The sequence below is a fragment of the Methylomonas sp. DH-1 genome (assembly GCF_046097555.1).
Taxonomy (GTDB): Bacteria; Pseudomonadota; Gammaproteobacteria; order Methylococcales; family Methylomonadaceae; genus Methylomonas; species Methylomonas koyamae.
Genome location: NZ_CP143089.1, coordinates 4,757,050 through 4,770,679 on the forward strand (window position 1 = coordinate 4,757,050; position 13,630 = coordinate 4,770,679).

Here is a 13,630-nt window from a genome sequence, read left to right on the forward strand (position 1 = left end):
TGGCCATCAGCCGTTTTGATCGGATGGCGCGCTGCCGTTATTCTCCGATGGGCATAACGTAAGCGAATTTCGTGAACTAGGTCAAATTCGATTTTGCAAATTAATTGATTGTTTCCAGGAAACAATCATGCAAAATATGCGGTATTTGGCGGCTTCTATTGCACTAAAGTCGGGTATTTGGCAGTTTTTGCGGCGTTACAATCGGGGCAAGCCCAATTCCGGGTTGCAGTTTCGATATAAACAAGCAAATATACAAACAACCCGACCGCAATTCAGGTGATTGAGATGAAGCCGTTACGCGCGCCGATACCCGTCAACGAAACATCGCTGCGTGCCAGCATCGGCCGCATTTTGGCCGGCGGCGTGTTGGCGCTGTCCGGCGCCGGCGAAATCCGGGCCGACGCCAACCTGCCGCAGCCGCTGAATGCCGGCCTGACCCATCCGGAATTGCATCCCGGCATCAACGTCGGCCAGGCCACGGCCGATTACAGCGCCGACGGCCTGAAGCTGACCGTCAACCAGACCACCGACAAAGCCGTCCTGGATTGGCACAGTTTCGATATTGCCGCCGGTCACAGCGTGCAATTCGTCCAGCCCGGCGCGACCTCGATTGCGCTGAATAACATCCACCAACTCGACGCCAGCAAGATTTACGGCAACCTCAGCGCCAACGGCCAGGTTTACCTGGTCAATGCCAACGGCTTTATTTTCGGCAAAGAGGCTGCGGTCAACGCCAACACGCTGGTGGCGACGACGCTGAAAATCAGCGACCAAGTGTTCGAGAAGGGCATCAGTAAAGTCGTCGACGCCAATGCCGCGCCCGGTGCCGGCAATGCCGACCCGGTCGCGGCACTGACGGCCGACGGCAGCATTTACCGCGAGCTGGGCAACGGCAAACGCGAAAAAATCCGTATCCTGGTGGAAGCCGGCGCCAAGATCGCGGCGGCGGCCGGCGGCAGAGTGGTGATGGCGGCGCCGGACGTGGAAAACCGCGGCACTATCGCCGCACCGGACGGCCAAGTCATATTGGCTGCCGCGACCGACAAGGTGTATCTGCAGGAAAGCGACGACGACAATCTGCGCGGCCTGCTGGTGGAGGTACAGACCGGCGGCGACGTCAAGAACGTCGGCAAAATTCTGACCGAGCGCGGCAACACCACGATGATGGGTTTCGCCGTGGCGCAACAAGGCATCGTCTCGGCCAGCACCTCGGTGGCGTTGAACGGCAGCGTGCGCTTGCTGGCCAGAGAGGGCGCCCGGCTGGAAGCCGACGGCAACCGCTATGTGCTGAAACCGGCCACCACCACCCGCGCCAGCGCCGGCGACGACGGCCTCGGCACGTTGGCCAGCGTGACCTTGAGCGACGGCAGCTTGACCGAAGTGGCGTTGGACGCCAGCGCCGGAACGGCGGTGGCCGGCCAAAGCCAACCGAAATCGCGGATAGATATCGCAGCCGGCCAGATCCGGGTCAAGGCCGGTGCGGCCGTCGTCGCCCACGGCGGCAACGTCAACCTGACCGCCAGCGAGGCGCCGGCCAAACCGCTGAGCCTGACGTCGCCGGAAAACGCCAGCACTATCGTGCTGGAGCAAGGCAGCAAAATCGACGTATCCGGCGTCAAAAACGTGCAAATGGCGATGTCCGACAATGTGGTCGGCGTCGAATTGCGCAACGACGAATTGCGCGATGCGCCGTTACAGAAGACCGGAATTCTGCACGGCAAAACCGTGTTCGTGGACGTGCGCAGCGGCACGCCGCTAGCCGATATTTCCGGCGCGCTGAGCAAAGTGCGGCACAGCGTCGAGGAACGCAACATCGACGCCGGCAGCGTCAATTTGAGTTCCGAAGGCCAAGTCAACGTCGAGCAGGGTGCCAATATCGACCTGTCCGGCGGTTCACTGCACTATTTGGGCGGTCAAGTCACCACGACCAAATTGGTGTCGGGCAGCCGGATCGTCGACATTGCCGCCGCCGACCCGAATCTGACCTATCAAAAAATCCTGACCGCCAGCCATTACGAAGCCGACTATTACCAAGGCGGCGACGCCGGCAGTTTGAACATCAAGGCTCGGGAACTGGCCCTGGCCGGCAATCTGAATGCGGCGACAGTGAACAGCCTGCACCAACGCAGCGCCGATAGCTGGGCGCTGGGCGGGGCGTTGACCATCGACACCGTTTGGTCCAAGCAGCGCCAGCAAGATATCGTGTTCGGCGCCGGCACCGGCGCGGATTTGTCGGCCGCCGTGCCGATCTCCTTGAGCAATGCCCTGTTCAGCCGCGGCGTCAACCGGATCGGCATCAACAGCGGCGGCAAATTGAGCGTGCCGCAAACTACGTCGCTGGTGCTGGCACCGGCCGGCAGCCTGAAGCTGCAAGCCGGCGAAATCGAATGGCAAGGCCGGCTGTTGGCGCCGGCGGGCGATGTCGGGTTGAAAACCGTCGTCGGCCAGGACCCGACCCGAAACCTGAGCGGGCAAATCCATTTGGCGGCGACGGCCGGCATCGACGCCAGCGGTAGCTGGATCAACGACGCCCTCGACAGCCGCAACCTGCAAACCTTGCAGGCGTTGACGCTTAACGGCGGCAACATCGCCTTGCACGCCCAGGGCGATTTGCTGATCGATGCCGGTAGCCGCTTATCCGCCAACGGCGGCGCAGCCCTGACCGCGAAAAACAAGATCCGGGCCGGAACCGGCGGTAACATCGAATTGGCCGGTGCCGGCATCGAACCCAGCCGGGTGGCGATAGCGGCGGCGCTGTCGGCCTACGGCCTGGAACAGGGCGGCAGTTTGCGCATTACCGCCAATACCCTGCAAATCGGCGGCGCGGCCGGCTCCGACGCCAACACGCTGCACCTGGACTCCGCCCTGCTGGCGGCCGGCGGTTTCCGCAGTTACCGGTTGACGGCCAACGCGGGTAATCTGGCGTTGGCCGCCGGCAGCAGCATTCGGCTGCAACAGCGCAACTGGCAACTGAATGCCGCGGCGACTCATGCCGCGAGCGGCAGCGATTTAAGCCAACTGGTGCATTTGGCCGTATTGCCGGACGACCAGCGTTCCGCCGTCGATCTGAGCCTGAATTTGCTGCACAACCCGTCGATTAACGGCGGCTACGACGCCGACCGCATGCTCGCTATCGCTGCCGGGGCCGTTATCGCCGCCGATGCCGGCGCCGAAATCGGCCTGACCTCGGACACCGATATCCGCGTCGACGGCACGATTCGCGCTCCGGCTGGCAAAATCGCGCTGGCCTTGACCGCCCCGCCCAGCGCGATTAAAGCCGTTTACAACCCCGACCAGGCGATTAGCTTGGGCAACACGGCGTTACTCGACGCCGGCGGCACCTTGGTACCGACCACCAACAGCCTGGGCCTGAAATTGGGCCAGGTGCTGGCCGGCGGCACGGTCAGCCTGACTGCCGATCGCGGTTATCTGCTCACGGCGGCCGGCAGCCGGATCGACGTTTCCGGCAGCCAAGCCCAAGTCGATATCGTCAACGCCGCCGGCAAAGCCAGGCCGACTATCGGGTCGGCCGGCGGCAGCATCAACCTCACCGCCGCCGAAGGCATGATTCTGCAAGGGCAACTACGGGCCGCGGCCGGCCAAGGCCAGGCCGCTACCGGAACCACGCGCCCGGCCGGAGGCCGTTTGAGTGTGACGCTGGACGCCCAGCGCCGCGCCGAACCGGAGGACACCGTCTTTACCACCGGCGACCGGGTCATCCATATCGGCGCCGTGCTGCCCGCTTTGCCCGATGCCGGCAGCTTGGCCGCCGGCGGTATCGACCAGAGCCTGAACGGCCAGGCTTACCTGTCTGCCGTGCAAATCGCCGCCGGCGGCTTCGATGCGTTGGCGCTAACCGCAGCCGTGATCGAACCCGACCAATACGCCGATACGCCGCTAGTGCCGGAAGCCGGTGCGATCCGTTTCGACGGCGATGTCGAATTGGCGCTGGCGCAAAGCCTGATTCTGGACGCGCCGCTGATTAGCGGTAACGGCAAGGTGGCGCTGTCCGCCAATACCTTCCGCCTGGGTTCGAGCCTGAACCGCGCCGCCCACGGCAAACTGGCCGGCGCATCGGCCGCAGCCGATTTCAGCGTCGCCGCCAATCTGATCGAGTTGCAGGGTTCCAGCCAGATCGACGGCTTCGGCCAAATCCGCTTCAGCAGCGCCGGCGAACTGCGGCTAAGCGGCGTCAGGCCGAACGGCGAAGCCGATTTGGCGGGCAGTTTGGAGGTCGCCGGCAATCTGACTCTGGCCGCCCGCCAGGTTTATCCGACCACGTTCAGCCGTTACCGCATTGCCATCGACGCCGACTTTAACCCGGACGGCACGCTGGACATCCTGCCCGCTGGCGGCGCTTGGGCCACGCCCTATTCCGCAGCCGGCGCACTGGCCTTGAGCGCGCCGCATATCGCCAGCCGCGGGGTGTTGCTGGCGCCCTTCGGCAGCATCGATTTGCAAGCCGGCAAAAGCCTGACCCTGGCCGCCGGCAGCGTGACCTCGGTCAGCGACGACGACGGCATCACGATTCCATTCGGCCGCACCCAAGGCGGCCTGGATTGGACCTATCCGTTGGGCAATTACCGCAACATTCAAAACGGCACTCCGCAAAAAACCATTACGCTGGCGGCGCCGGACATCGATCTGGCGGCCGGCGCCAAGGTCAACCTGAACGGCGGCGGCGAGCTGAGCGCATTCGAATTCGTTGCCGGTCCGGGCGGCAGCCGCGACGTACTGGATACCAACGGCGCCTACGCCATCGTACCGGCCTACCGTTTCGAGTATGCCTCCTACGATCCGCTGGAATTCGCCGCGTCCGGCTTGACGCCGGGCGACAGCATTTACCTGAGCGCCGACAGCGGCCTACCGGCCGGATCTTACGTACTGTTGCCGGCGCATTACGCATTGCTGGACAACGCCTATTTGGTCACGCCGCAAGCCGGGACCACCGATATGGCGGCCGGCACGACCGCTGTACGCAGCGACGGCGCCAGTATCGTCGCCGGTTACCGTTACTTGGCCGGCACCAATGTTGCCGACAGCCGCTGGTCGGGTTTCGCGGTCGAACCCGGCGCTATCGCCCGCACCCGTTCCGAATACCAGGAAACCGCTGCCAGCCGTTTCTTCGCCGCGGCCGGCGGCACGGGCTTGCCCAGCGATGCCGGCAATCTCGGCCTGGCCGCGCAGCGCAGCCTGCTGCTGGCGGCCGACATCAGCGCTACCGCGGCGGCCGGCGGATTGGGCGGCATGCTCGATATCGGTGCCGACCGGCTCACTGTCGTCAACCAACGCAGCGCACAGCCGGGCGCCGGCGTCGAATTGCTGGCCGGCGAGCTGAACCGGCTCGGCGTCGACAGCCTATTGCTCGGCGGCCGGCGCAGCCGCAACGGCGCCGGCACCGAATTGGCGGTGGCGGCCGACCAGGTCGCCATCGCCGCCGGGGTCGAGTTACATGCGCCGGAAGTGATTCTGGCCGCCAGCGATACGGTCCGGGTCGAGGCCGGGGCCGCCATCGCCGCCAGCGGCAAGTTGAGCCGGAGCGACGCCCGCTTCAACGTCCGCAACGCCGACTTCGGCAGCGACGGCGCTTTGCTGCGGGTCTCGGCCGCCGGCCAGGCCGGCGTATTGCGCGCAGCCGACGGGTTGACCGGTTCGGCCGGAACCCTGGACATTGCGGCCGGCGCCAGCTTATCGGCCGCCGGTTCCATTTTGCTGGACGCCAGCAAGGACAGCCTTTTCGCCGGCAGCATCGCGATGGAACGCGGCGAACTGGCGCTCAGTTCCAGCCGCATCGCGCTGGGCGCGTCTAACGGCAACGGCGGTTTGCAATTGTCCGAGGCGGCATTGAACGCGTTGCATGCCGACAAATTGGTATTGAACAGCTACGGCGCAATCGACATCGCCGGCACGCTGGCCTTGCAGTTACAGGATTTGACGTTGAACGCGGCGGCGATAAACGGTTACGCCGGCCAAGCCGGGCAAATCGCCACGATCGACGCCAAGCGCATCACGCTCGGGAACGGCACCGGCGCGGCCAGTGCGGAACTGGGCACAGGCAGCGCCGATTTGGCGTTGAGCGCCGACACCTTGACGCTGGCCGGCGGCAGCTACGCCTGGTCCGGATTCGGTACGGTACGCTTGACCGCGCGTGATGCGCTGGTCGACAGCGGGACCGCGGCCATCGACGCCCATAGCGACCTAGTGGTCTCGGCCCCGGTCTGGACCGCTCGGGCCGGCGCCAACACCACCTTGAACCTGGCCAGCCACAGTCTGACGACGCTGGCCGGCGCCGCTGCGAGCACACAGGACGCCTTGGGCGCCCGGCTGACGGTCAACGCCGGCTCGATAACCCACGCCGGCCGGATCGAGATGGCTGCCGGCGTGGTCAAGCTCAATGCCGACGCCGACTTGAATGTGTCGGGCAGCATCGATACCTCGGGCCGGGACGTCGATCTGGCCGGCAACCACATTTATACCGGCGGCGGCAGCATTGCGCTGAACTCGGCCGGCGGCAACCTGAATCTGACGGAAACGGCCGCATTGAACGTCTCCGGCAGTCCGCTCGGCGGCGACGGCGGCAGCCTGATTTTGTCCGCCGCCGCCGGCAAGCTGACGTTGAACGGCACCTGGTCCGGGCGCGGTTACCAAACCGCGGTTGGCGGCAATTTCGCGCTGGATGCGAAAACCGTCTCAGTAGCCGATTTCTCCGCAATCAATGCCTATTTGGCCGGCGGCGGCTTCGACGGCGACATCGGCCTGCGCCTGCGTAGCGGCGACTGGAGCATAGCCGCCGGCGATACGCTGGCCGCGCGCAATATCGCGATCAGCGTCGACCAAGGCCGGCTGGACGTCGCCGGCAGCCTCGATGCCAGCGCGGCGCAAGCCGGCGCGATCCGATTAGCGGCCGGAGACGAATTGCATGTGCTCGCCGGCGCCCGCTTGCGGGCGGTCTCTTCGGCTGCCGGCAAAACCGGCGGTTCGGTGGCGTTAATTGCACTGGATGCCGACGGCGACGGCCGCCACGGCGCCAGCATCACCGGCGGCGCGCAGATCGACGTCTCCGGCGGTGCGGGCGGCAAAGGCGGCAGCGTCGACCTTACGGTTGCCCGCACCGGTGCCGACGATGCCGCCGTGGCGATTGCGCCCGGCACGGTTGCCGGAGCCGCTATGCAGCGGGTCACCGCCACCGCCCAATACCGCGATGCCGTTCTGTCCAACAGCGCGATCGCGCAGTGGCGCGACCAGACCGAAGCCTATATGGCCGCCGCCGGAAACAACCAGGCGCTGAACGCGCGGCTGGGCGGCTTCAGCTTGCAGCCGGGCCTGGACGTACAGAGCCAAACCGATTTGACCTTGGACCTGGCCCAATCGTTGAAGTCGGCCAGCTGGACCCAGGTCGGCAGCGGCAGCAAGCCGATCTGGTCCACCCAACTACCGGACAGCGCCGGCTTGATCAACGCATTGCAGCAAGTATCTAAAACCGGCGCGATCGGCAAAAGCTTCAACAATGCCGGCTCGATGCTGGTAACGGCGTTCGAAGACGGCAGCGTTAGCTACAGCCTGGCGGATAACAGTTATTACTACGATGCCAATCCGCAGTCGCCGACCTACCGCACCTTGTTCTTGCAAATCGCCGGCAATCCGAAAAATCTCAGCGATACGCTGGTCGCCCACAACGGTTGGGATTTCAATCTGGCAGCCAAGAATGGCGCCGACTGGCGTTACGGTGCCGGCCAAACTCCCGGCGTGTTGAGCCTGCGCAGCGCCGGCAATCTGGCGATCAACCAGAACTTGAGCGACGGCTTTGCCTTATACGACGACAAGCAGTTGGCGGAATTGCTCGGCCAAAGCTCCTGCTTCCAGTGCTTGCGCACGCAAGTGCTGCAAACCGGCCTGTCCTGGAGTTTCGACCTCGTGGCCGGCGCCGACTTGAGCGCCGCCGACCCGTTGGCGGTACAAATTTCGCCGGCGGCCGGCAACCTGAGCGTCGGCAGCGCCACGTCGGTACGCACCGGCACCGGCGCAATCAATGCCGCGGCGGCCGGCGACATTCGGCTGGCCGACTCGTCTGCGACGATTTATACCGCCGGCCGCACCAGCGTCGACAACCGCTGGGGCAACCTGAACCCCGCGGCCATCAATGCCGGCTTTTTCGTCGAATACCCGTTCGACGGCGGTAACATCGGCCTTAGCGCCGGCGGCAACGTGGTCGGCGCCGCCAGCAACCAGTTCATGTCCGATTGGCTGCAACGCGCCGGCAACTGGAACCCCAACGACGGCATCGGCCCTCAGGACCGGCCGACGACTTGGGGCATCATGTTCGACGGGTTGGGCAAGGACACCAACAACTACAACATCAACAATAAACTGGGCTTCCGGGAAAACGTCGGCGCCTTGGGCGGCGGCAACGTCAGCGTCAAAGCCGGCGCCGATATCCGCGATCTGTCGGTGATGCTGCCGACATCGGCCAAACCGGTTGGCGACGGCAGCCATAACGAATGGCAGGTTTTGGGCGGCGGCGACCTGACAGTCGTGGCCGGCGGCGATATTGCCGGCGGCGTGTTCTACGTCGACCGGGGTTCGGCTACGTTGCGCGCCGCCGGCGCGGTCGGCGGCGGCAGCCAGTTCAAGTCCGGGCCGGTGATCGCATTGGGCGACGCCCGGGTTCGGGTCGAAGCCGGCAGCGGCATCGAAATCGGTTCGGTTTTGAATCCGCTGGCGCTGCCGAAGAAAAACTTCCTGTACGGCAGCAGCTATTTCACCCGCTACGGCAGCGGCAGCGGCATCGCCTTGCAAACCCTGGCCGGCGATTTGGTGCTGAACAACGATACCAAAACCATTGCCCAGGAATATAAGGTATTGAAGCAGGACCCGAAAATCGTCGGCAAAATCAGCGCCGAAACCTTTTTGGCCAGTTCCGACCTGCCGCTGTTGGCACTTTATCCGGGCGATGTCAGCGCCAGCAGTCTCAGCGGCGACCTGAAAATCAACGATTCGATGAGTTTGTTTCCGGCCGCCGGCACCAGCCTGAATTTGCTGGCTTACGGCGACCTGGCTATCGGCAGCGAAGCCGCCGCGCTGGCCGGCGGCGAGGTTAGAGGCACCACGGTCAACCAGCTCGACGTCGATCCGGCGAAGTTGCTGTCGCCGGCGCAGCCGGCCACCACAGCCGGTGCCGCCACCCAGTACCTGTTTACCACGGTCAAATCCGGCCAGGAACAACTGGTGCACGCGGCCGTGCCGGTACATTGGCTCGACCAAAGCAGCAACTTGATTGCCGCCGCGACCGGTAGCCTGCTCGGTTTCGGCAATGCCACCTTAGCTACGGCAAAAGCCAGCGAGCTTTATGCCGGGCTGGATTTGGCCAATCTGAATCTGAAACTGCAGAATCTGCACGCGGACGACGAGACCCGGCTGCTGGTAGGCCGGGACTTGGTTTATCCGATCGTACGCGACGCCGTATTCGGCAGGGTCGAAGGCGCTTCGGCCGGCCTGGAATTGGCCGGCCCCGGTTACTTGCAGGTCTGGGCGGGCCGCAATGTCGATTTGGGCAGTTCGCTCGGCATCACGACGGTCGGCCCCAGCTACAACCCGGCATTACCCGCCAGCGGCGCCAGCATCGTGGTATTGGCCGGCAGCAGGCTGGGCAGCGACCCGGCGCCGCTGGACGACTTTCTGCACTATTACGTCGAGCGCGGCAGCTACCATGATCTGGCGGCGGAATTGGACCGGCAGACCGGCAACGGCGGCCGGCTGGCGCTGGCTTTGCGGATTTTGTTCGAAGAAATCCGGCTGTCGGCGCAAGCGGCGGCGACAAGCGGCGGCGCGGCGCGTGACACCGCTTACCAGCGCGGCTACGCTGCCATCGCCCGGCTGTTTCCGGACAGTCCCGGCGGCGACATCGAATTGTTTTTCAGCCGGATTCAAACTTTGTACGGCGGCGACATCGATCTGTTGGCCCCCGGCGGCATGCTCAACGTCGGCCTGGCCTCGCTGCAAGGGCTGGACAAAACCGAAGACGAGTTGGGTATCGTCGCCCAGCGCGAAGGCCATGTGAACGTACTGGCCAACGGCGACGTGCGGGTCAATCAATCCCGGGTGTTTACGCTGGACGGCGGCGATATCGCGATCTGGTCCTCCACCGGCAATATCGACGCCGGTCGCGGAGCCAAAGCCGCCATCGCCACGCCGGCGCCGAAAGTGACCCGCGATGCCAACGGCAATCTGGTCGTCGTGTTTCCGGCCACGGTGTCCGGCAGCGGCATTCGCGCCCAATCCGGCTTTAATGCCAACCGGATCGGTAACGTCACGCTGGCGGCGCCGAAAGGCGTGGTCGATGCCGGCGAAGCCGGCATCGGCGGCCAGAACGTGACCATCGCCGCTACGGCGGTGATCGGCGCCAGCAACATTCAGGTCAGCGGCAACAGCGTCGGCTTCGGCCAAACCGTGGCGGCGCCGGCGGTTCCGCTGGCCGCCGCCAGCGCTGCGGCGGCGGCCAGCCGTTCGGCAGCGTCGCAAGAACCGACCGCCAGCGGCCCGGACGATAAACCGGCGGCGGGCCGCTCGGTCAAAGCCGCGTTACTGGACGCGCAAGTCGTCGGTTTCGGCCAATGCAGCGTCGCCGACGTAAAAGCCGGCAAGCCGGGCTGCAGTTGACCCGGTGCCGCATCCGGCGGCTCGACGTTACCCGGTGGACCTCCGCGCCGCGGCCAATGCCGTTAAATTAAGCCGCCATACCGGCAGGGATTGCCGGAGCCTTAGACCGCGAAGCAAATCCAGGAGATGCGGGGCGGCTAATGGGCCCGCCATTCGGCAGTTGGGTTCCGGGCCCCCTAAGAACGGGAAAGCCGATCCCTGCCGCAACGACCAATTTTCTTAACTTAATCAGGCTTGGCGCACCGAGGCGACGGCCTGTTCTACGATCAAGTCCAGCGCCGGCTTAAGGTGGCGTTGCGACAGGCGCAACGCCAACGATTGGGCAAGGGCGGCCAAAGTGGCATTGGCCGCGGAGCGGCGTAGCGTTTGCACGATATCGGCAGCATCCCACTGCCTATCGATTCGAACCGCGATGCCCAGTTCGGCCAGTTGGTCGGCGACCAGGGCTTGTTCGACATAAACCGGAAGCAATAGCTGCGGCCGACCGACTGCCAGCGCCGCATCGGCCATATCGATATCCCCGGCATGCAGTACCAGACTGCAGTTGTTTAATTCCGGCATTAAATCGCAACGGCCAACGCTTAGTTCGACCGGCGTCCCTGTCAGCGTGGCCGCCAAGGCCGGCGGTGCGTTCGGTACCTGAATCCTGGATGGCACACCGGCGCTAACCAAACATTGCAGAATACCGTCCAAATCGGGATGGTCCGGCGCCAGTCGGCCAAAGATCGCCGGCTGTGCGGGCAGTGCCGCCGGCCGGCCGCCCGGCAACGGTCCGGCCAGGCTATTTAGCCGGTACTCGGCATAAATATCCAATTCTCGATGGCAATAGACGACGTTGGCCCGGACCGCAAACGCCTCGGCAATGGAGCCCGGCCGGCTAACGCCGCGCGCAACCAGCGCCTCAGATAGCGCGGCCAATAATTCGCTGGCATCGACCATGGGCTCCAGATCGTCTCGAAACGGCGGCAAGTCGGCGCAAGCGAGCGGCGGCATCGTATAACCGCTACCCAAACACACAACCGGCAACCGACCGCGCGCCGCCAATTGCGCCAGCGGGGCGAAATCGGCAATGACCAAGTCCGGGTCGCAGGCGGCCAAGCGCATATCTGCTGCATTCAGCATCCGGGTTAAATCGAGCGGCGAGGCGAATCCGACGCTGACCAGCAAATCGGTATAGGACGCCGCCCGCTCGGCGCTGAACGGGGCGACGCTGTTCAGCCGCGGCCAGGCTATAGTCGGGAAGAACTGCCGGTAATACGCCGCCAACGGCCTCGGCAGCGCCAACCGGCAATGGAATCCGGCAGCGGCCAACCGGCGCGCAATCAGGCATAGGCGTTCGGCATATTCGACGCCGCCGCCCATTTCGTTGACCAACAGCGCGCGCGGGCGAGTCACGTCGGCAGCGTGACCGGCCTAATCCTTACCCTTACCGCCCGCGGCGGTCGACACCGCATAAGGCTGGTCGCGGCGCATGTTTTTGATTTGCTGGACCAAGGCGTTGGTTTCTTCGGGTAGCAGCGAATCGGGGTCGGAGCGACGGTCGCGGCCGATCAGCGTGGTCGGTTTGCCGAAATAGAGGCGGATGCCGGCCTGGCCCATAGCGTAGTCCTGGCTGCCGTAGCCGCCTTCGGCAAATAAAGACAGGCCGGACAGCACTTCCAGATTCGGCCGGTATTCGACGCCGCCGCGGATCAGATTCTGCCCGCCGAAATGGTCGGCCGTGGTGTGCACGGCCAAATCGTCGGTGGCGTAATACTTTAATTTGAGTTGGCCGTAGCCGTCGCCGTTAAGCGTGCCGTCCTGGTAGCCGCCGCGCCCGCTCAACGTGAAGCGGGACAAATACCACTCGCCTTCCAAGCCGGCCCGATGCATGAACGCATCCGCCACGACCGGGATATTGCTAGGATTTAAATAGCCGAAGTCGAAATCGTGCCAACGGTGGTAGCTGTAGGTCAAGCCCAACAAGCCCACGCTGGGGTCGCGCCAGAACAAATGGGCGCCGGTGCCCCAATAGGCGTTGCTGTCGATGGAGCCGGCGCCGGCATCGATCTGCAAGCCAAAGGAATGGCCGAGCGGTGCGGTAACGCTGCCGAAACCGATACCGCTGCCTTTGCCGTCAAAACTGCCGCCGCTGGCGCCCAATTTGCCGTTCAACTCCGAAACCGCCGGTTCGGCCACGGCCGGCTGCGCCATATTTAGAAACCCCAGCCCCAGAATCGCGGCAATCAGCGGTTTCAAGCGGAAGCGAAAGCCGGCAAAGCGGCCAGCCGGTGCCGACACTTCTTGCCGGCAGGATAAGCGGCCCACAACCGCCGGCGCACCGGCGCCGGGTAAGGCCGGCAATACCTGCGGCGGCTGGACGAACTCCGCTCCGCGCCGGCCGGCTTCTTCGGTCAGCAACACCTGGAACTGGTTCAGCCAATCCCCGCCGGCCGTATCCTCCAGATAGAAAATCCGCCGTTTGGGCTCGAAACCGATCCGGCCGGTCCAGCCTTCCCCTCGCAGCGCGTTCGCGGCCGCGGCCGCGGCTTCGGCCCGGCGTAGCGCCAGGGTCGGATCGAACAGCCATTCGCCGCCCTGGCCGAACAAGTGCTCGAGGTTCTCTACGCCATCGGCGGACGACACATCCACGACATCCAGAGCGGCGAACGCATCCTCGAACGCCAACTCGGCTAACGCCTGGAGGCTTGCCGCCGCATCGGCGCCGGCAATGCCGAACACCAGGCGCGGACCGGCGACCGTGGCCTGGAGGCGGGCAAACAAAATAGGTGTGCTATAACGGTTGCAAAATTCGAGGATGGCACGTCGTAACGGTTTTTTAATCATGGCTGATCCCGGTTTGAGCTGGTTAGGAGGTAGGCGGCCGGGCGGAGCTTAGGCAGCCGGCGTGTCGAAATATCTTACAGATTTTAAGAAATAGCAAATACCTTTCAACCTTAGTCCGAAACGCTTGGTTCACTGTCGGATCGACCAT

At 64.4% G+C, this 13,630-nt stretch carries 3 protein-coding genes; 1 reads left to right on the forward strand and 2 read right to left on the reverse strand.

Annotated elements, in window-relative coordinates; translation table 11 throughout:
- Window positions 1-285: 285 nt before the first annotated feature.
- A complete protein-coding gene (locus VXJ35_RS21740; RefSeq protein ID WP_064023155.1) occupies window positions 286-10,656 on the forward strand; it encodes a filamentous haemagglutinin family protein in 10,371 nt (3,456 codons plus the stop codon).
- A 228-nt stretch (window positions 10,657-10,884) separates the two neighbouring features.
- Here VXJ35_RS21740 and VXJ35_RS21745 read toward each other — a convergent pair whose 3' ends face one another.
- Both VXJ35_RS21745 and VXJ35_RS21750 read right to left on the reverse strand, forming a co-directional pair.
- Entirely contained in the window at window positions 10,885-12,051 is a 1,167-nt protein-coding gene (locus tag VXJ35_RS21745) for a hypothetical protein (protein ID WP_064023156.1), read from the reverse strand.
- Between the two features lie 18 nt (window positions 12,052-12,069).
- Complete coding sequence (locus VXJ35_RS21750; RefSeq protein ID WP_064023157.1) at window positions 12,070-13,482, reverse strand: hypothetical protein; 1,413 nt, start codon at window positions 13,480-13,482, stop codon at window positions 12,070-12,072.
- Window positions 13,483-13,630 lie beyond the last annotated feature (148 nt).